This is a genomic window from Hydrogenophaga laconesensis, assembly GCF_031457235.1.
Lineage (GTDB): Bacteria > Pseudomonadota > Gammaproteobacteria > Burkholderiales > Burkholderiaceae_C > Hydrogenophaga > Hydrogenophaga laconesensis.
In genome coordinates this window covers 124063-142106 of record NZ_JAVDWE010000002.1, presented here as the reverse complement: position 1 = coordinate 142106, position 18044 = coordinate 124063, and the positions used below count along the sequence as shown (strand labels likewise).

18 protein-coding genes are annotated in these 18044 nt (G+C 68.5%); 6 read left to right on the top strand and 12 right to left on the bottom strand.

Features of this window, described 5'->3' with window-relative positions; all coding sequences use genetic code 11:
- Positions 1–103: 103 nt before the first annotated feature.
- Positions 104–1249, top strand: coding sequence for an SPOR domain-containing protein (locus J2X09_RS05070; protein ID WP_310307634.1), 1146 nt, complete (start codon positions 104–106; stop codon positions 1247–1249).
- 18 nt (positions 1250–1267) lie between these two features.
- On the opposite strand, the gene J2X09_RS05065 is transcribed toward J2X09_RS05070, so the two are convergent.
- Together J2X09_RS05065 and J2X09_RS05060 are read right to left on the bottom strand one after the other, a co-directional pair.
- A complete protein-coding gene (locus J2X09_RS05065) occupies positions 1268–2452 on the bottom strand; it encodes a DSD1 family PLP-dependent enzyme (protein WP_204732841.1) in 1185 nt (394 codons plus the stop codon).
- A complete protein-coding gene (locus J2X09_RS05060) occupies positions 2436–3080 on the bottom strand; it encodes a histidine phosphatase family protein (RefSeq protein ID WP_204732842.1) in 645 nt (214 codons plus the stop codon). The genes J2X09_RS05065 and J2X09_RS05060 overlap by 17 nt, the downstream gene beginning before the upstream one ends.
- A 104-nt stretch (positions 3081–3184) precedes the next feature.
- Between J2X09_RS05060 and J2X09_RS05055 the strand changes: the two genes are divergently transcribed.
- Positions 3185–5551: a hybrid sensor histidine kinase/response regulator gene (locus J2X09_RS05055; RefSeq protein WP_204732843.1), complete on the top strand. Its 2367-nt coding sequence runs from the start codon at positions 3185–3187 to the stop codon at positions 5549–5551.
- Between the two features lie 24 nt (positions 5552–5575).
- On the opposite strand, the gene J2X09_RS05050 is transcribed toward J2X09_RS05055, so the two are convergent.
- The 4 genes from J2X09_RS05050 to J2X09_RS05035 are packed head-to-tail and all read right to left on the bottom strand — an operon-like array spanning position 5576 to position 8437.
- Complete coding sequence (locus J2X09_RS05050; RefSeq protein WP_204732844.1) at positions 5576–6280, bottom strand: hypothetical protein; 705 nt, start codon at positions 6278–6280, stop codon at positions 5576–5578.
- A 42-nt stretch (positions 6281–6322) separates the two neighbouring features.
- Positions 6323–7252, bottom strand: coding sequence for a tRNA 2-thiocytidine(32) synthetase TtcA (gene ttcA, locus J2X09_RS05045; RefSeq protein WP_204732845.1), 930 nt, complete (start codon positions 7250–7252; stop codon positions 6323–6325).
- A 10-nt stretch (positions 7253–7262) separates the two neighbouring features.
- The gene (locus tag J2X09_RS05040) at positions 7263–7646 is read right to left on the bottom strand and encodes a dihydroneopterin aldolase (RefSeq protein WP_204732846.1); all 384 of its coding nucleotides are present in this window, start codon (positions 7644–7646) and stop codon (positions 7263–7265) included.
- A 5-nt stretch (positions 7647–7651) separates the two neighbouring features.
- Positions 7652–8437 carry an SDR family oxidoreductase gene (locus J2X09_RS05035; protein WP_204732847.1) on the bottom strand — a complete coding sequence of 262 codons (786 nt, stop codon included), beginning with the start codon at positions 8435–8437 and terminating at the stop codon, positions 7652–7654.
- Between the two features lie 28 nt (positions 8438–8465).
- On the opposite strand from J2X09_RS05035, the gene J2X09_RS05030 reads away from it, so the two are divergent.
- The 4 genes from J2X09_RS05030 to glk all read left to right on the top strand — a co-directional run bounded on the left by J2X09_RS05030 (position 8466) and on the right by glk (position 11330).
- Positions 8466–9581: a class I SAM-dependent methyltransferase gene (locus tag J2X09_RS05030; protein ID WP_204732848.1), complete on the top strand. Its 1116-nt coding sequence runs from the start codon at positions 8466–8468 to the stop codon at positions 9579–9581.
- A 2-nt stretch (positions 9582–9583) separates the two neighbouring features.
- A complete protein-coding gene (locus J2X09_RS05025; RefSeq protein ID WP_204732849.1) occupies positions 9584–9778 on the top strand; it encodes a DUF2905 domain-containing protein in 195 nt (64 codons plus the stop codon).
- Between the two features lie 65 nt (positions 9779–9843).
- Complete coding sequence (gene trxC, locus J2X09_RS05020) at positions 9844–10290, top strand: thioredoxin TrxC (RefSeq protein WP_204732850.1); 447 nt, start codon at positions 9844–9846, stop codon at positions 10288–10290.
- Positions 10291–10355: 65 nt separating this feature from the next.
- Positions 10356–11330 carry a glucokinase gene (gene glk, locus J2X09_RS05015; protein WP_204732851.1) on the top strand — a complete coding sequence of 325 codons (975 nt, stop codon included), beginning with the start codon at positions 10356–10358 and terminating at the stop codon, positions 11328–11330.
- A 6-nt stretch (positions 11331–11336) separates the two neighbouring features.
- Here glk and otsA read toward each other — a convergent pair whose 3' ends face one another.
- The 6 genes from otsA to J2X09_RS04985 form a co-directional block, all read right to left on the bottom strand.
- Positions 11337–12719, bottom strand: coding sequence for an alpha,alpha-trehalose-phosphate synthase (UDP-forming) (gene otsA / locus J2X09_RS05010; protein WP_204732852.1), 1383 nt, complete (start codon positions 12717–12719; stop codon positions 11337–11339).
- 112 nt (positions 12720–12831) lie between these two features.
- Positions 12832–14643: a glycoside hydrolase family 15 protein gene (locus tag J2X09_RS05005; protein WP_204732853.1), complete on the bottom strand. Its 1812-nt coding sequence runs from the start codon at positions 14641–14643 to the stop codon at positions 12832–12834.
- Positions 14640–15383, bottom strand: a complete 744-nt coding sequence (otsB, locus tag J2X09_RS05000; protein WP_204732854.1) for a trehalose-phosphatase — start codon at positions 15381–15383, stop codon at positions 14640–14642. Before otsB ends, J2X09_RS05005 begins: the two co-directional genes overlap by 4 nt.
- A 103-nt stretch (positions 15384–15486) precedes the next feature.
- On the bottom strand, positions 15487–16779 hold the full coding sequence (locus J2X09_RS04995; RefSeq protein ID WP_204732855.1) for a multifunctional CCA addition/repair protein: 1293 nt from the start codon (positions 16777–16779) through the stop codon (positions 15487–15489).
- 27 nt (positions 16780–16806) lie between these two features.
- Entirely contained in the window at positions 16807–17496 is a 690-nt protein-coding gene (locus J2X09_RS04990) for a glutathione S-transferase family protein (protein ID WP_204732856.1), read from the bottom strand.
- Between the two features lie 135 nt (positions 17497–17631).
- On the bottom strand, positions 17632–17958 hold the full coding sequence (locus J2X09_RS04985) for a metal-sensitive transcriptional regulator (RefSeq protein WP_310307624.1): 327 nt from the start codon (positions 17956–17958) through the stop codon (positions 17632–17634).
- Positions 17959–18044: the final 86 nt, after the last annotated feature.

The window sequence follows — 18044 nt, the reverse complement described above, 5'->3', positions numbered from 1 at the left end:
GGCTGGCGCGGCGGGCGGCAGAAAGGCATCCGCGCATTGTGGGCACAAGCGCCTCGACATGCCCTTGGCATCAACCCGCATGCCCCGTGCCAGAATTGCGGACATGTCCGCCCCTTCGCAGCCCGCCGCCCCCGAGAGCGCCACCGTGGCGCTGTACCGCGCCGCGCTGGGGCCGGTGAACACGGCGCACTACCTGGACATGTTCGACCGCTTCGACCACGCGGGCCGCACCAGCCCGGTGTGGAACCCGGCGGCGGGGTTGCTCACGCTGAACTGGCTGCTGTTCCGCCAGCTCTGGGGCGCTGCCCTGGTGTACCTGGCCTGCGTCCAGGGCGCGGCGCTGCTGGTGCTGGTGGTGGCCCGCCGTTTTCTGCAGTGGCCGCCGTCGGTGGAATGGGGGGTGCTGCTGGCGCTGCTGCTGCTGAGCATTGCGCTGCCCGGCGCCTATGGCACGGCGCTGCTGCACGCCGATACGCGCCGCCGCATGACGCGCGCGGTGAAAGCGGCCAGCACCGTGCGCGAGGCCTGCGCCACGCTGGAGAAGCAGGCCAGCACGAGGCGCCGGCTTTGGGTGTTGGTTGTGCTCAACCTGCTGCTGGCCGGTGCCGCGGTGGCGGCCTACCTGGTATGGCGACCCGTGGCGACCTCGCCCGCGGCCGTGCTCAACGAGGTGCCCGAGTCCCCCGCCGTGCCGGCGTCGAACCTGGCGCTGGCAGCGCCGGGTCCTGCCTCGCAAGCCGTGGCCGACCCACCGCCTCCGCCTTCCGGGCCGGCAACGCCGGCTGCACCCGCGCCCGCGCCGGAACCCCCGCCAGTCATCGTGTCCCCTCCCGTGCCGCCGTCTCCGGCTGCCGCAGAGGCGGCGCCACCTCCCGAGCCAATGCCGGCTCCGATCTCCCCACCGCTTCCTTCACCGGAGCGCGCCACGCTGGTCGACCGCCCATCCCTGCCCGCACCAGCGCCCGCCAAGCCCGCTTCGCCGCCCAGGCCAGCGCCCGCGACGGCTGCATCGGCCGCCCCTCAGGCACACGGCATCAACGTCGGCCTGTTCGCCGACCCTGCCAATGCCGAGAAGGCGCATGCCCGGCTGGTCGAGGCGGGTTTCCCGGCCATCCTGCAGAAAGTGGAATCGGCCAGCGGCGAGCGCACCCGCGTGCGCGTGGGCCCGTTCGCGGGACGCGCCCAGGCAGAGGAAGCGGCGGCGCGCATCCGCGCCATGGGGCTCGACGCGGTGGTGTTCGCGCCCTGACGGCCGGTCGAGGGCGTCTCAGCCCAGCGCGCCGCGCGCGTCCACGCGGAACAGCCGCTCGACGGTGCCTTCCGTGAGGCCGCCGCGCACACCGAGCATCAGGTTGTGCAGGTTGACCGTCGGGTCGCAGTGCCCGGGCACCAGCCAGACGGTGTCGCCGAGGCTGGGCAACGGGTGGCCGGCGTGGGCCGCGCGCAGGATGCCGTGCTCGTCCCCGCCGTTGGCGAACACCAGCCCCGCGGGGCTCCAGACCGCCGGCAGGCCGCTGTCGACGGCGTGGCTCTTGTGGCCCGCATCGCACACGGCGTGCTGGGCGCTGCGGCTCATCACCTGGGCTTTGATGAACAACGCGTGCTCGAACACGGGCGCCAGCGGCGCGCTTTCGTTGCGGGCGTAGTCCGCGTCCATGAACAGGTAAGACCCCACCTGCAATTCGCCCCAGACGCGACTGGACGTTTCCAGTGCGAAGGTGCCGGTGCCTGCGCCCGTGATCAGCGGCACGGTGAACCCGGCGGCTTGCAGGCGCTCGCGGGTGAGGGCTGCGGCCCAGGCCGCTTCGCCGATGGCCTTGGCGCGTTCCGCCGGGTCGCGCCGGTGTTGTGCCCCGCCGTGGTACGCCTGCAGGCCGCCAAAGCGCAGCACCGGGTGCTGGGCGATCAGCCGCGCCAGGTCCACCGCCGGTTCACCGGGCGGCACGCCGCAACGGCCCTGGCCGACATCGACTTCCACGAACACATCGATGCGCCCCTCGCCGCCCACGCCGGCGGCCTCCAGTGCCTGCGCCAGCCGCAGCACGCCGGCCGCGCTGTCCACCGCGATGGCGAAACGTGTGTCTGGCAGCGAGCGCACGGCTTGCGCCAGGCGCTGCAGTTTCGGTAGTGCGATGACCTCGTTGCTGATGTAGATGTCGGTCACGCCGGCGCGGGCCAGGATCAGGGCCTCGTCGGTTTTCTGCACGCACACGCCCACGGCGCCATGGGCCATCTGCAGGCGCGCGAGGTCGGCGCTCTTGTGCATCTTGGCGTGCGGCCGCAGCCGGACCCCGTGCGCACGCGCGTATGCCGCCATGTGAGCGAGGTTGCGCTCCATGGCGTCCAGGTCGACCACCAGGGCCGGCGTGTCGATGTCGGCCACGCTCTGACCGATGAGTGCCTGCGCGTTCTGCCAGGCGGTGGCCGGTGACGCGTCAAACGCTGCGTTCATCGAGCGGTGCTCCGGTGGTTTGCAGATGCTGGGTGTCTCCCCATCCCACCAGGCTCAGGCCTTCGGGGGACCACAACAGACGGTTGATGGCCGTGTTCGCCAGTTCCCAGCTGCGCGGCGCCGTGAGCTCCACGCGCGTGGCTGCACGGTAGAGCATGTCCAGCACGCCGCCGTGCGCCACCATGAGCACCTGTTCGCCCGGGTGCCGGGAGGCCAGCTCCAGCACGGTGGGTATCACACGGCGCTGCAATTGCTCCAGCGATTCGCCGCCGGCAGGTGCGAAATCGGGCATGCGCTTGCGCCAGGCCAGGGCTTCCGCCGGCCAGCGCTGCTCCAGTTCGGCCCAGGTCTGGCCTTCAAACCGCCCGAAATGGCGCTCGCGCAGGCCCTGGTGCGGGATGACGGTGAGGTTCTTGACGCGCGCCACCGCCTGGGCGGTTTCGAAGGCGCGACCCAGATCGCTGGCGTACACGGCGGCGATGGGTTCGTCGCGCAGCGCCTCGGCCAGCTGGGCGGCCTGCCAGCGCCCGCGTTCGTTGAGGGCGATATCGGTGTGGCCCTGGATGCGGGTGTCGCGATTCCAGGCGGTTTCACCATGGCGCACGGCCAGGATGCGGGTGACTTGCAAAGCGGTTCCTTGAACACGGGCGGAAACCGCAACTGTACCGGCCGCGCCACTGTCGCGCACGGCCGCAGGCCAGCAAAACCGGGGTTTGCGAGACAATCCGGGGCATGACGCTGTCGCCTTTTCCGACCGACGGGGACTTTTCCTCCCTCTTCAATTTCCTGCCGATCGGCGCCTACCGCAGCTCACCAGGCGGCCGCATGCTGCGGGCCAACCAGGCGCTGGTGGCGCTCAATGGCTACACTTCCGAAGCCGAGATGCTCGAGGCCGTGAACGACATCGCCATGGAGTGGTATGTCGACCCGACGCGCCGGGCCGCTTTCAAGAGCCTGCTCGAACGCGATGGCTTCGTGCGCGGCTTCATCTCTGAAATCCACCGGCACAAGACGCGCGAGCGCGTCTGGATCAGCGAGAACGCGCACGGCGTGCGTGACGCCACCGGCGCACTGCGCTACTACGAGGGCACCGTCGAAGACATCACCGACCGCATGAGCGACCAGAAGGCACTGCGGGACAGCGAAGAGCAGCTGCGCCTCATCACCTCGCAGGTGCCGGGCGCGGTGTTCTCGGTGTACGTGCGGCATGACGGCGAGCGGGAATACCGGTTCCTCAGCGCGGGCATCAAGGACATCTACGGCTTCGAGGCCGAGGACCTGATGCGCAACCCCTCGTTGCTCGGGCGGTACTTCCATCCCGAAGACCAGGCCATGCTCGAGCGTGACCGGCGTGCCATCCTCGCGGGCCAGTCGAACCTGGAGACGGAGTTCCGGGTGGTGCTGCCCGACGGCACCATCAAGTGGATCAGCAACCGGTCGTCGGCCGTGTCGAAGGACGAAAAAGGCTTTCTGCGCGTGGGCATGCTGCTCGACATCACCGACCGCAAGGAAGCCGAGGCCGCGCTGCACGCCAACGAAGCGCTCTGGAAGCTGGCGCTGGAGAGCGCCGGCGATGGCGTGTGGGACTGGAATCTGGTGACCGACGAGGAGTACTTCTCCTCGGGCATGAAGGCCATGTTCGGTTACGACGAGACGGACGACGTCAACCTCTCGTTCGAGCTGGACAACAGCACCCACCCCGAAGACGTGCCGCAGATGCTGGCCGACCGGCAGGCGCATTTCGAGCAGCGCGCACCGGTGTACCGCAACGAACGGCGCATCCGCTGCAAGGATGGCCAGTGGAAGTGGGTGCTGTCGCGCGGCATGGTGCTGTCGCGCGACGAGAACGGCAAGCCGCTGCGCATGATCGGCACGCACACCGACATCACCGAACACAAGCAGGCCGAAGCCCAGCAACGTGCGCTCGAGGTGCAACTGCGCGAGTCGCAGAAGATGGAGGCCATCGGCACGCTGGCGGGTGGCGTGGCGCACGACTTCAACAACCTGCTGGCGGCGATCCTGGGCAACCTGGCGCTGGCCCGTGAAGACCTGGGTGAGCAGCACCCGGCGCAGGAAAGCCTGACCGAGATCAACCGGGCGGCCATCCGCGCGCGCCAGCTGGTGCAGCAGATCCTCACCTTCAGCCGCCGCCAGACACAGGAAATGGTTCGGCAGCCACTCACTCCGTTGGTGGAGGAGGCGCTGGGCCTGATGCGGTCACTGCTGCCCGCCGGCCTCAAGCTGGTGGCGCGGCTGCCGGCCGCCGGGTTGCCGGTGCTGGCCGACTCGACGCAGATGCAGCAGGTGCTGATGAACCTCTGCACCAACGCGTGGCAGGCCATGGAGGGCGGCGCGGGCGACATCACCGTGGCGCTGCGCGAGGTTCGGCTCGATGCTTCGCAAGGGCTGCAGTTGGGAGGGCTGGCCAGCGGTGCGTATGCCTGCCTGAGCGTGGCCGACAACGGGCCGGGCATGGACGAGGCCACGCAGCAGCGCATCTTCGAGCCTTTCTTCACCACCAAGGCACCCGGCGCGGGCACGGGGCTCGGGCTGGCGGTGGTGCACGGCATCGTCAAGGCCCACCGGGGAGTGATCTCGCTGCACAGCCGTCCCGGCGAAGGCGCCCGCTTCGACGTCTACCTCCCGCTGGCTCCGGAAGCTTCCCTGGAGGCGCCAGCGCCGGCCGTTGCAGCGGCCCCCACGGCCGCGCCGGTGGTGCAGGGCAAACACGTGATCTATATCGACGACTACGAAGCGCTGGTGTTCCTGGTCGGGCGCCTGTTGCGCAAGCAGGGCTACCGCGCCAGCACGTTCGAATCGGGCGAGGCCGCGGTGGCATGGCTGCGCGAGAACCCGGATGACGCGGTCGACCTCGTGGTGACCGACCAGAACATGCCCGGTATGTCGGGGGTGGATGTGGCCCGGGAGGCCCGTGCCCTGCGCCCTGGCTTGCGCGTGGCCATCGTGTCAGGGCATGTCAACGACAAGCTGATCGCCGAGGCCACCGAAGCCGGGGTGAGCGATGTGATGGGCAAGCAGGACAGCATGGACGCCCTGGGTGAGGCGATCCGCGAGCTGCTCGCGCGCGCCACGCGCTGAGCCGGCCGACGCCCGGCCTGCCGGTCAGCGCGGCACTTCGATGTTGACCTGCCGCACGCCCTCGGGCGGTGCGGGGAAGTCGCGCAGGGCCGCGTCCAGCATGGCGGACCACAGGCCGCTGGAGCTGTTCCACCGCCCATCGTGCGCGGAACGGGTTTCGTAGACCACCTTGCCCGTGGCGGCGTGGCGGATCACCAGCGATACCTCGCGTTTGTAGTAGGGGGTCTCGATGCGCGGGTACACCGGCATCCAGATGATCTGGCCCCGCCCGGTCACCACGTAGTCTCGCCCGGGCATGGCATAGCCGTAGCCAGGGCCGAAGCCGCCCCAGTAGCCGCCACCCCAGAAGGGGTCATAGGGGCTCTCCCAGGGCGCGCGCGGCAGGCGCAGCGTGCCGGCGTCCACCTGCACCACCCACGGGGCGGCGGTGCCTGGCGCGGCATGGGTCCAGCCGACCTTGGCCATCGCGGTCTCGGTGAGCTTTTCCAGTTCGTCCTGGCCGGTGGCGATGCGGCCTTCGCGCTGCGAGGGAAGGCGTTCGAAGCGGTAGATTTGCGGTGCCTGCGGTACGGTCACCGGGGTGCCAGGCTTGGCCGCCTGGTCCGCCCAGCGCGCGTAGCTCTGCACCTGGTTGTCGACCAGGTAGACGCTGGCACAGCCACCGAGGGCGAACAGTGCACCCGCCGCCGCGAACAGCCTGGCGTGGCGCAGAAGGGGATGGGTTCTCATGGAAGCCTCCTGAATGGGTGGCGGCGGCCTGGTGCGGGTGACTCAGTGCGCCGCGGCAATCGGTATGACCGCGCTGGGGGCTGAAGCGTTCCCTGGCGCGGCCTGCCAGCCATCTTCCCCGGGCAAGGCGCGTGCCGTACCGGGCAGGGGCTCTTCGTCGAAGGCCTTGTCACCGTCTTCGCTGGCTTCGCCGGTGGCCCGGATGGTTTCAAAAGGAAACAGCGCGCGGTCCATCAGGTGGCTGGGCACGATGTTCTGCAGTGCGGTGAACATGTTCTCGACGCGGCCGGGAAAGCGCTTCTCCCAGTCCTTGAGCATGAGGCCGACCTGTTTGCGCTGCAGGTTCTCCTGGCTGCCACACAGCGTGCAGGGAATGATGGGGAACTGGCGGATCTCGGCCCAGCGGATCAGGTCCTTCTCGGGCACGTAGGCCATCGGGCGGATCACCACGTGCTGACCGTCGTCGCTCACCAGCTTGGGTGGCATGCCCTTGAGCTTGGCGCCGAAGAACATGTTCAGCATCAGCGTCTGCAGCATGTCGTCGCGGTGGTGGCCGAGCGCGATCTTGGTCGCGCCGAGCTCGCCGGCCACCCGGTACAGAATGCCGCGGCGCAGCCGGCTGCACAGGCTGCACATGGTCTTGCCTTCGGGAATGACCCGCTTGACGATGGAGTACGTGTCCTGGTTCTCGATGTGGAACCTGACGCCGAGCTTCGTGAGGTACGCGGGCAGCACATCGGCCGGGAACCCGGGCTGCTTCTGGTCCAGGTTGACCACGATCAGCTCGAACCGCACCGGTGCGCGCGCCTGCAGCTTCTGCAGGATGTCGAGCATGCCGTAGCTGTCCTTGCCGCCAGAGAGACAGACCATCACGCGGTCGCCTTCCTCGATCATGTTGTAGTCCACGATCGCGCGGCCCACTTCGCGGCACAGGCGTTTTTCGAGTTTGTGGTTTTCGAATTCGGTGTTCATCTGGTGGTCCTTACCACTGTCCGCTTTCCATGCGGATGGCGACTTCACAGTCGTCGAAAATTTCCAGTTTGGCGATCTTCACGCGCACCCCGATCACGCCGGGCAGCTGCATCAGCCGGCGCGCGAGCTTGCCGATCAGGCTCTCCAGCAGGTTGACGTGCTCGGCAGTGCACTCGTCGATGATGATCTGGCGCACCTTGCGGTAGTCGAGCACATGGCCGATGTCGTCATCGTGCGGCAGCAGGGGCTGTGTGCCCTGGTTCAGTTCGGCGTCGACCTGGATCGGCTGGGGGCTCGACTTCTCATGGTCGAGGATGCCCAGATTGGCGTTGAAGCGCAGTCCGGTGAGGGTCAGGATCTGCGTGCCGGCGGCGGTGGCGTTCAGGGCGGGCATGATGCTCACATCAGCGAGAAGTCGCGCTCGAAGCGCATGAGGTGCTGGCCGCCGTCCACCAGCAGGGTGGTGCCGGTGATGGATCGGTTGTCCAGCGCGAAGGCCACGGTGGCCGCCACATCGTGTGGGGTGGAGGAGCGCCCCAGGGGCGACTTCTGGTGCAGCTCGGCGAATTTCTCGTCCGTGAGCATGTGGCTGGTGAGCGTGAGCCCCGGTGCCACGCCGACCACGCGCACGTGAGGCGCCAGCGCCAGCGCCAGCATGGTGTTGGCGGCTTCCAGGGCCGCCTTGGACAGCGTGTAGCTGAAGAAGTCCGGGTTCATGTTCCAGAGCTTCTGGTCCAGCAGATTGACCACCGCGCCTTCGGCCTGCCGCGCCACGACGTGGCCGTGCAGTGCCTGTGCGAGCAGCACGGCCGCGCCGGTGTTGGCGCGCAGGTGGTGTTCCAGCGCGGCGAAGCCGAAGGTCTGGGCGCTGTCGTGCTCGAAGGTGGAGGCGTTGTTGACCACGGCGTCCACCTGACCGAAGTGCGCAGCCACCGCCGGCAGCAGGTTGCGCACGCTGGCTTCGTCGCCAAGGTCGGCAAAGAAGGTGTGGGCGCTGCCGTCGCGCCCGCTGCGCAGAGCGCAGTCGGCGGCGGTGCGCTGTGCGTCGTCGGCGGAATGGCGGTAATGCACGGCCACGTTCCAGCCCGCCTGTGCGAGGGCGAGGGCCATGTCGCGGCCCAGGCGCTTGCCCGCGCCGGTGACGAGCACCGTGCGCGTGGCGGGTGGGGGTGTGGCGCTGGGCATGAAGGACAATCCGGGGGTGCAGAACCCCATGGCAACAGAACCCGAGAGTTTAACGAGCCCCCTCCTGGCGCGTGTGCGCGAGGCCATCGCCCGGGCGGGCGGCTGGCTGCCGTTCGACCGGTACATGGCGATCGCCCTGTACGAACCCGGTCTGGGCTATTACGCCAACGCCTTGGCGAAATTCGGCCACCTGCCGGGCAGCGGCAGTGATTTCGTGACGGCGCCCGGTCTCACCCCCCTGTTCGGGCAGACGCTGGCGCGCCAGGTGGCACAGGCCCTCACCGCCACCGGCACCGGCGAGGTGTGGGAGTTCGGCGCGGGCACAGGTGCCCTGGCCCTGCAGGTGATCGAGGCCCTCGCGGCGCTGGGGCAGCCGCTGCGCCGCTACACCATCGTCGATCTGTCCGGCAGCCTGCGCGAACGCCAGCGCGCCACACTGGCCGCCCACGGTGACACGGTGCACTGGGCCGATGCCTTGCCCGAGCGGATCGAGGGCGTGGTGCTGGGCAACGAAGTGCTCGATGCCATGCCGGTGCAACTGCTCGCCCGTGTCGGTGGCGCCTGGCACGAGCGCGGCGTGACGCTGGACGCAGCGGGCACGCTGGCCTGGGCCGATCGCCCCACCCGGCTGCGCCCGCCGCTGGAGGTGGAGGGCGTGCACGACTACGTGACCGAGATCCACCCGCAGGCTGAAGCCTTTGTCCGCACGCTGGCCGACCGCCTGCAGCGTGGCGCGGCTTTCCTGCTCGACTACGGTTTTCCCGAGGCCGAGTACTACCACCCGCAGCGGGCCATGGGCACACTGATCTGCCATCGGGCGCACCGCAGCGACCACGATCCGCTGGGCGATCCGGGTCAGAAAGACATCACCGCCCACGTGAACTTCACCGGCATTGCCCTGGCCGCGCAGGACGCCGGGCTCGATGTGCTGGGCTACACCAGCCAGGGGCGCTTCCTGCTCAACTGCGGCCTGCTGGACCTCGCGCAGCACGCCGATGCGCGGCAGAACGCCATGATGCAGAAGCTCGTCAACGAGCACGAAATGGGCGAGCTGTTCAAGGTGATCGGGCTGGCGCCAGCCGGCGGCGGTGCCGGCTGGATACCGGTGGGTTTCGCCACGGGCGACCGCACGCACAGGCTCTGACCATGATCCGCTGGATGATCGTCATCTTCCTGGCGCTGGTGCTCATCAGCTGGTTCACGCCGCTGCTGCGCAGGCTGGGCTTCGGCCGGCTGCCCGGCGACCTGCGGTTCAAGGCCTTCGGCCGCGACTGGAACCTGCCGTTCGCCACCACCATCGTGCTCAGCATGCTGGCCAGCCTGCTCGGTTACCTGATCTGACGGCTTCCGGCGGCCTTGAAATCCGGCGCACGGCGTTCATCTGCAGGCATTGCCCGGAGCGACCCATGACCACCGATTCCCTGCACATCGTCTGCCCCCATTGCCACACCACCAACCGCGTGGCGCGTGACGCGCTGGGCCAGTCGCCCGATTGCGGCAAGTGCCACCGCGCGTTGTTCGCGGGCCAACCGGTGGCGCTGGACGAGGCCGGGTTCGAGAAGCACGTGGCGCGTTCCCAGGTGCCGGTGCTGGTGGATTTCTGGGCGCCCTGGTGCGGCCCCTGCCGCATGATGGCGCCCCAGTTCGAGGCCGCCGCGCGCGAACTCGAGCCGCACATGCGGCTGGCCAAGGTCAACACCGAAGAGGCGCAGGCGCTGGGCGCGCGGCTGCAGATCCGCAGCATTCCCACGCTGGCGCTGTTCGTGAACGGGCGCGAGGTGGCGCGCCAGCCCGGGGCCATGGGGGCAGTCGACATCGTGCGCTGGGCGCGTTCGAACCTGCCGCGCACCTGACTGCGGCGACGCCCCGCCCCGATAGGCGTTATGGTCGGGGCCTGTCCGACCGATTTCTTCACACCATGTCCTCACCTTCAAACCGAGGCCGCCTGCTGGCCGACGTGGGCGGTACCAACGCCCGGCTGGCCTGGCAGGAGGGCTCAGATGCCCCGATCGAACACATCCGCGTGCTGCCCGTGGCCGACCACGCCAGCCTGCAGGCCGCCATTCGCGTTTATCTGGATGGGCTGGGTCGCCAGCCGGCGGAGGCGGCCATCGCCATGGCCAACCCCGTCACTGGCGACCGGGTCAGCATGACCAACCACCACTGGTCGTTCTCGCAGGCTGCGTTGCGCGAGGAGTTCGGCCTATCGGCACTGCGCGTGCTCAACGATTTCACAGCCCTGGCGCTGGCGCTGCCGCATCTGCCGGCGCACGAGTTGCGCCAGGTGGGCGGGGGTGAACCGGTGCCCGGTACCGCGATTGCGTTGCTGGGCGCCGGAACCGGGTTGGGTGTGTCGGGCCTGCTGCCCGATGGTGCGGGAGGCTGGGTGCCGATCTCGGGCGAGGGCGGCCATGTGACGTTGCCGGCCGCCACGGCGCGCGAGCGTCGGGTGATGGATGCACTGGTGGCGCGCCATGGCCACGCCTCGGCCGAGCGCGTGGCCAGCGGCACCGGCCTGCTGGAAACCTGCCAGATCCTGTGTGAGGCCGATCGCGCCGACGCCAGTGCCTTCACCAGCGCCGCAGCCGTCACCGAGGCTGCGCTGGAGGGGCGTCACCCGCAGGCGCTGGAGGCTCTGCAGATCTTCTGTGCCGTGCTCGGCTCGGTGGCGGGCAATCTCGCGCTCACGCTGGGTGCGCTGGGTGGCGTGTACATCGGCGGCGGCGTGGTGCCGCGGCTGGGCACCTGGTTCGACACGTCGCCCTTTCGCGAACGCTTCGAGGCCAAGGGGCGTTTCGAAGGCTACCTGAGCGGCGTGCCGATCTGGGTGATCACTTCGCCTCAGTCGCCCGCGCTGCTGGGCGCTTCACACGCGTTCGACGCGCGGGCCTGAGCCGCGTCATGCCTCGGGAACGGCCGCGAGCGCGGCCAGGAAGCTTTCGCGCCACCAGTGCACATCCTGTTCGCGGATGCCCTTCAGCAGCGCCTGATGGCGGCGCTGCCGTTCTTCCCGCGGCATCTGCAGCGCGCGCTGCATGGTCTCTGCGGTGCGCGTGGTGTCATAGGGGTTGACCAGCAGGGCGTCCTTCATCTGCTCGGCCGCGCCTGCAAAGCGGGATAGCACGAGCACGCCAGGGTCGTCAGGGTCCTGCGCGGCGATGAATTCCTTGGCCACCAGGTTCATGCCATCGCGCAGCGGCGTCACCAGCGCCACCGCGGCCGCACGGTACAGCCCGGGCAGGCGTTTGCGCGCGACGTTGCGGTGGATGTAGCGCACCGGCATCCAGTCGAGTTCGCCGTAGTTGCCGTTGATCGCGCCACACAGGCTCTCCAGTTCCTGGCGCAGCGCGGCATAGGCGTCCACCGACTCGCGGCTCGGCGCGGCGATCTGGATCAGTGTGGCGCTGCCCAGGTTTTCCGGGTAGGCCTGCAGCAGCTGTCGGAACGCCTTGAGTCGCTGAGGGAGGCCCTTGGAATAGTCCAGCCGCTCCACCCCGAGCAGCAGGCGGCGCCGCGAATACTCCTCGCGCATCTGCCCGAACATCTCCTGCGATTCGCGGCCTTCGCCGAGCCCGATGAACTCGTCCACGTCGATGCCGATGGGAAACGCCCTTGCCCGCAGTGTCTTGCCAAAGGCGCGGAACTCGTGCTCGCCCAAAATGTCGGCCGGGGTTTCGGTATTCACGTAGCGCGCGAAGTGCGACACGTCGGCCTCGCTCTGGAAACCGACCAGGTCGTACGCGAACAGCGAGCGCATCAGCCAGTCGTGTTCCGGTACGGCGGCCAGCATCAGGGGCGGAGGGAGCGGGATGTGCAGGAAGAAGCCCATGCGCTGCTGGCAGCCCATGGCGCGCAGCTCCGCCGCCAGCGGAATCAGGTGGTAGTCGTGTACCCAGATGATGTCGTCGGGGCGCAGCAGGCCCTTGAGCTTGTTCGCGAACATCTGGTTCACGCGCCGGTAGCCGGCGATGTAGCCTGAATCGAAATCGGCGAGGTCCAGCCGGTAATGGAACACAGGCCAGAGCACGCCGTTGCTGTAGCCCAGGTAGTAGCTGTCGTGGTCTTCGCGGCTCAGGTCCACCGTGGCCAGCTGCACCTTGCCGGCGGTCTGGACATGCAGGTCGCCTTCGCCGGGTGTGCCGTCTTCCACGACCTTGCCGCTCCAGCCGAACCACATCCCGCCCGATGCCTCCAGCGCCTGCCCCAGCGCCACCGCCAGCCCGCCAGAGGCGGTCTTGCGCGGATCGGCGATGCGGTTCGAGATCACAACCAATCGGCTCATGTGAATACCTCCATATGCCGATTCAGGGTCCAGAGATGCCGCGGAACCGGCTTTGCCGGGCCGCAGGCGTCGCCCCTCGAGGGGTAGCGCCACAGGCGCTGCGGGGGGAGTCTCATATGACCGTGTCCCAACTGGCCGAGAGTCTCACGGCCGCATTGATGATGCCCACCATCGAATAGGTCTGCGGGAAATTGCCCCACATCTCTCCGGTGGTGGCGTGTGTGTCTTCCGACAGCATGCCCAGCGGGTTGCGCGCGGCCAGCATGGTCTCGAAGATGGCGCGTGCCTCGTCCACGCGGCCGATGCGCGCCAACGCGTCGATGCGCCAGAAGGTGCAGATGTTGAACGCCACCTCGGGCTTGCCGAAGTCGTCGGCGGCCTCATAGCGCCGCATGAAAGGGCCATCGCACAGGTGCTTCTCCAGCGCGTCCAGCGTGGAGATGAAGCGCGGGTCTTTCGGGTCGATGAGCCCGACCTCGGCCATCAGCAGCACGCTGGCATCCAGGTCGTGTCCACCGAAACTCTCGGCGAAGGCCTGGCGTTTCTCGCTCCAGGATTCACGCAGGATGCGCTCGCGCATGGCGTCGGCGCGAGCCGCCCAGAGCTCGGCGCGACCCGGCAGTTCCAGGGTGCGCGCGATCTTGGCCAGGCGGTCGCACGCGGCCCAGCACATCAGCACCGAGCTGGTGTGCACCCGCGCGCGGGTGCGCAGTTCCCACATGCCGGCGTCGGGCTGGTCGTGGATGAGCAGGGCGCGCTCGCCCACCGCTTCCAGTTGTTCGAACTCGGCCAGGCCGGCCTGGTGCAGCAGGCGCTTGTCGTGGAAAGACTGGGCGGCGGCCAGCACGATGTTGCCGTACACGTCGTGCTGGAAATGTTCCTGCGCCTGGTTGCCCACGCGCACCGGCCCCATGCCGCGGTAGCCTGGCAGGGTGTCGCAGATGCGCTCGGGCAGTTCGCGTTCAAGACCAATGCCGTGCAGCGGCTGGATGTGGCCGCCGCCCGCGCCCACCACCACGTTGGCCAGCCAGCGCAGGTAGTCCTCCATGGTGCCCACCTCGGACAGGCTGTTGAGCGCCCGCACCACGAAGAAGGCGTCGCGCAGCCAGCAGTAGCGGTAGTCCCAGTTGCGCTCGCTGCCGGGCGACTCAGGGATGCTGGTGGTCATCGCCGCGATGATCGCGCCGGTGTCTTCGTACAGCGAGAGCTTGAGCGTGATGGCCGCGCGGATCACCGCTTCCTGCCACTCCAGCGGCAAGGCCAGGCGGCGGCTCCAGTTGCGCCAGTAGGAAATCGTCTCCTGCTCGAAGTGGCGAGCCGTGTCGCCGATGCCGGTGTCCAGCGTCTCGTCCGGGCCGAAGATGAAGTTGTGCTCGCGCATCAGCAGGAAGGGCTCGCGCGAGAGCACGTGGCTGATCGATGCGTCTGTGTGCAGGCGCAGCGTCTGCCCGTCCCCGACATAGCGGATGTGGTTGCTGCCCGATGTGATGGTGGGGGCCGATCGGCCCCAGTCGAAGCGCGGCAGCAGGCTCACGCGGATGCGCGGTGCCCCTTTGAGCGGCCTCACCCGGCGCACCAGCTGGGTGGGCCTGAAATAGCGCCCGCGCGAGAGGAAACGCGGTGCAAAGTCGGTGATGGACAGGCCATTGCCGTCCTTGTCCCAGAGTTCCGTGACCAGGACCGCCGTGTTGTGTTCATAGCGCTGCCTGGCCTCGGCCAGGTGCTCGATCTCGATGGCGAACGCCCCCTGTTCGGCGTCCTCACCACCCAGCAAGGCATGGAACACGGGATCGCCATCGAAGCGCGGCAGGCAACTCCAGACCACACGGCCATGCGGATCGATCAGGGCGCTGAAAGCGCAATTGCCCACCATGCCCAGTGACAGCGAAGGGCGCGCGGGCGGGGCAAAGCCAGGTGTCTTCATGTTGCGGTGTTCGAGAGAGAAAGGGCGTCGGACAGCCAGGCCCGCAACGCTTGGGGGTCGGGACAGCGGTGGCGGGCGTGGGTGGGCCCGTTGCCCACCTTGATGCCTTCACCGCCCAGACGTTGCACCACCTCGAAGCCGGCTTCGTCCGTCACGTCATCGCCCGCAAACACGGGCGTCCGGCCAGCGAAGGGTACTTCCTGCATGAAGGCCTCGATCGCAGCGCCCTTGCTCACGCGCGCGGACTTCACTTCCACCACCGCCTTGCCGCGCAGCAGCTGCAGGCCGGGCTCGTTGGCGATGGCCTGCTGCAGCGTGCTCATGCACAGGGCCTCCAGCATGGGTGCCTGGCGGTAGTGCAGCGCCATCGATGTCTGCTTGCGTTCAAGCAGCAGGCCGCCATGGCCCGCCACCAGCTGTTCGGCCGCCGCGATGGCGCGCGCGAGGCCGCCCGGCCGGGCCGATGCTGAACCACCTCGCGGCGAGAGGCGCACCGCACCGTGTTCGAACGCTGCCGGCCAGGGCCAGGGCGAGGCCAGCATGGGCTCCAGGTCTTCACGGGAGCGGCCGGTGACCAGGGCGAGCGCGCCATCCAGTCGCGCATGCAGGCGGTCCAGCAGGGTTCGCAGTTCCGGGTGGATTTGCACCGCATCGGGTCGCCCGGCCAGATCGGCCAGCGTGCCGTCGAAGTCCAGGAACAGCGCGGTGCGGTCGGTCAGCAGCCTTGGGAGTGTGCTCATTGGCCACTACCGTAACAGGGTATGTGCTCCCATGTCGTGAAAAATCGTTTAACCCACCACCGGGGTGAGAGACTTCGCCCCGTGCTTGACGGGCGCGTCCGGCTCAATCGAGCGAGGGTTCGGGGCCGCTGTCGCCCAGCGAGCGCGCCACCGCATCCACACGCGCCTGGTGGATGCGCTGGCCAACTTTCGCACCCGAAAGCCCATCGGCCTGGGCCTGCGCGGCCACGGTCGCGGTGTCCACCGATTGCGCGGCGGCCAGCGCCCGCGCCAGCCGTTCGCGTTGCGGATAGGGTTGCTCTTCGAGTCCCAGGCGGCCGCGCGCGTCGCATTCGCAGGCGAGCAGCACCTCTTGGAAACGCGCGGGCTTGCGCAGCGCATCGCAGCGCTCCAGCAGGCGTGCCACGGCGCCCGCACCGAATTCGCTGCTGCGGTGGATGTTTCCGTGCTCGCGAGCCACCACGTCGGCGAGTTCGCGGCAGTCGTTGGGCACGCGCAGCCGTTCGCACACCCCACGCAGCAGGCGCGCACTGCGCTCCTCGTGGCCGATGTGCCGCGGCAGCACCTCGGCGGGCGTCGTGCCCTTGCCCAGGTCGTGGCACAGGCAGGCGAAGCGCACGGCCAGTGGCGCGCCCAGGCGTGCGCTCATGTTCAGCACCATCATCAGGTGCACACCGGTGTCCACCTCCGGGTGGTACTCGGCGCGCTGCGGTACGCCCCAGAGCCGCTCCACCTCGGGCAGCAGGCGCTGCAGCGCGCCGCATTCGCGCAGCACCTCCAGCATGCGGCTGGGCCTCTGCTCCATGAGACCGCGTGCGAGCTCCTGCCACACCCGTTCGGCGACCAGGTGATCGGCTTCGCCGTCCTCGACCATGCGGCGCATCAAGGCCATGGTTTCGGGCGCCACGGAAAAGTCGGGAAACCGCGCCGCGAAGCGCGCCAGCCGCAGGATGCGCACCGGGTCTTCGGCGAACGCGCCGGTCACGTGGCGCAACACTTTTTCCTGCAGATCGTGCAGGCCGTGGTGCGGGTCGATCAGCGGCGCCTGCGCCGGATCGTCCGCGTGCTCGGCGGCCACGGCCATGGCGTTGATGGTGAGGTCGCGCCGCGCGAGATCGTCTTCCAGTGTCACACCCGCGGCGGTATGGAACGTGAAGCCGTGGTACCCCGGCGCCGTCTTGCGCTCCGTGCGCGCCAGGGCATGTTCTTCGCGCGTCTGCGGGTGCAGGAACACCGGGAAGTCACGTCCCACGGGCAGGAAGCCCAAGGCCGCCATGGATTCGGGGGAGGCGCCCACCACCACCCAGTCGCGGTCGACGTGCGATGCCGTGGGCGCACCGCCGGCATGCGCCATCAGCGCGTCGCGCACCGCGCCGCCCACGAGATAGGTTTTCATGGGAGCGAGTTTAGGTGCTCTGTCGGGCTAGCGGCCCAGGCGGTAGGGCTCGTCGAAATCGATGAAGTCGTGCTCGATCAGCGCCTCCTCCACCCAGGCTTTCACCCCGGGCAAGGCCAGCACGCGGGCCACGTAGGCTTCGAGGTCGGCGGGGAGGGGCAGGTCGTAGGTGCGGATGCGGGAGCAGACCGGTGCGAAGTAGGCGTCGGCGATGGTGAACTCACCGAACAGCAGGCTGCCCGCAGGCTGCGCCGCCAGCAGCTCGCCCCAGAGTCCGCACACGCGGGCCACGTCCGCGCGCACGTCGGGCTTGTCGCGCCAGATCAGCCGTCCCGTGTCGGGCAGCGAGGCCTCGATGTTCATGGGACAGTGGGTGCGCAGGGCACCGAAGCCGCTGTGCATCTCGGCGCAGACGCTGCGCGCGCGGGCACGGGCCTTCACTTCCCTGGGCCAGAGATGGAGCTCCGGGAAGCGCTCCGCGAGGTATTCGGCGATCGCGAGGGTGTCCCAGATGGCGAAGCCGTCGTCCACCAGCACCGGCACCTTGGCAATGGGGCTGATGGCGCGAAGTTCTTTCTTGAAGACCGAATTGGCGTCGAACGAGTCGAATCGCACCATCTTTTCCTCAAAAGGGATGCCTGCCTGTTTCATGAGCACCCAGGGGCGCATGGACCAGGACGAGTAGTTCTTGTTGCCAACGTAGAGCTGCAGAGCCATGGGAAGAATCTCCTGAAAGAACTGTCCATGGTAGGGCGTTGTGTGCGCCGCATTGATGCCAAAACGCCGCGCGATTGATTCGCTGCCGACAGGCCCCGGAATACCGACCCCGGCGTCCGCCTCTTGTGAAGGGCTTCAGGCGTATTTTTCGAGAATGCGCGTGGACCGCTCCACTTGCCGGAATGTGTTGATCTCGGAGTCCGATTCCGACACCGCTTCCATCACCGAGCAAGCCATCATGCGGTAGAACGCCTTGTCCATGGCCTTGCGGGCGGCCGCCATCTGCTGGGCCACGTCTTCACAGCCCCGCCCCGCCTCCACCATCTCGATGAGGCCCCGGACCTGGCCCTCGATGCGCTTGAGCCGGTTGACCACGTCGCGGTGGTGCTCGGGCCGGTGGGTCATGACGTCGTTGCTGGAGGACGGGCGGCGGGCGAGGCTTTTGAATGGGGAGGTGGACATCGGCTTTCCTGTCGGTTAAAGGTATTACTTTCTCGGAAGGCCAAGTTTGCCAAAAAAGATACCCCCGTACCCCACCTTTCCCCGAA

What these genes read in the sequence shown, in the direction of transcription:
- J2X09_RS04995 (WP_204732855.1), bottom strand. Translation starts at nt 16,779, where the DNA reads ATGAAAACCTATCTCGTGGGCGGCGCGGTGCGCGACGCGCTGATGGCG.
- trxC (WP_204732850.1), top strand. Translation starts at nt 9,844, where the DNA reads ATGACCACCGATTCCCTGCACATCGTCTGCCCCCATTGCCACACCACC.
- glk (WP_204732851.1), top strand. Translation starts at nt 10,356, where the DNA reads ATGTCCTCACCTTCAAACCGAGGCCGCCTGCTGGCCGACGTGGGCGGT.
- J2X09_RS05065 (WP_204732841.1), bottom strand. Translation starts at nt 2,452, where the DNA reads ATGAACGCAGCGTTTGACGCGTCACCGGCCACCGCCTGGCAGAACGCG.
- J2X09_RS05050 (WP_204732844.1), bottom strand. Translation starts at nt 6,280, where the DNA reads ATGAGAACCCATCCCCTTCTGCGCCACGCCAGGCTGTTCGCGGCGGCG.
- J2X09_RS05005 (WP_204732853.1), bottom strand. Translation starts at nt 14,643, where the DNA reads ATGAAGACACCTGGCTTTGCCCCGCCCGCGCGCCCTTCGCTGTCACTG.
- J2X09_RS05070 (WP_310307634.1), top strand. Translation starts at nt 104, where the DNA reads ATGTCCGCCCCTTCGCAGCCCGCCGCCCCCGAGAGCGCCACCGTGGCG.
- J2X09_RS04985 (WP_310307624.1), bottom strand. Translation starts at nt 17,958, where the DNA reads ATGTCCACCTCCCCATTCAAAAGCCTCGCCCGCCGCCCGTCCTCCAGC.
- J2X09_RS04990 (WP_204732856.1), bottom strand. Translation starts at nt 17,496, where the DNA reads ATGGCTCTGCAGCTCTACGTTGGCAACAAGAACTACTCGTCCTGGTCC.
- J2X09_RS05025 (WP_204732849.1), top strand. Translation starts at nt 9,584, where the DNA reads ATGATCCGCTGGATGATCGTCATCTTCCTGGCGCTGGTGCTCATCAGC.
- J2X09_RS05040 (WP_204732846.1), bottom strand. Translation starts at nt 7,646, where the DNA reads ATGCCCGCCCTGAACGCCACCGCCGCCGGCACGCAGATCCTGACCCTC.
- J2X09_RS05055 (WP_204732843.1), top strand. Translation starts at nt 3,185, where the DNA reads ATGACGCTGTCGCCTTTTCCGACCGACGGGGACTTTTCCTCCCTCTTC.
- otsB (WP_204732854.1), bottom strand. Translation starts at nt 15,383, where the DNA reads ATGAGCACACTCCCAAGGCTGCTGACCGACCGCACCGCGCTGTTCCTG.
- J2X09_RS05035 (WP_204732847.1), bottom strand. Translation starts at nt 8,437, where the DNA reads ATGCCCAGCGCCACACCCCCACCCGCCACGCGCACGGTGCTCGTCACC.
- otsA (WP_204732852.1), bottom strand. Translation starts at nt 12,719, where the DNA reads ATGAGCCGATTGGTTGTGATCTCGAACCGCATCGCCGATCCGCGCAAG.
- ttcA (WP_204732845.1), bottom strand. Translation starts at nt 7,252, where the DNA reads ATGAACACCGAATTCGAAAACCACAAACTCGAAAAACGCCTGTGCCGC.
- J2X09_RS05030 (WP_204732848.1), top strand. Translation starts at nt 8,466, where the DNA reads ATGGCAACAGAACCCGAGAGTTTAACGAGCCCCCTCCTGGCGCGTGTG.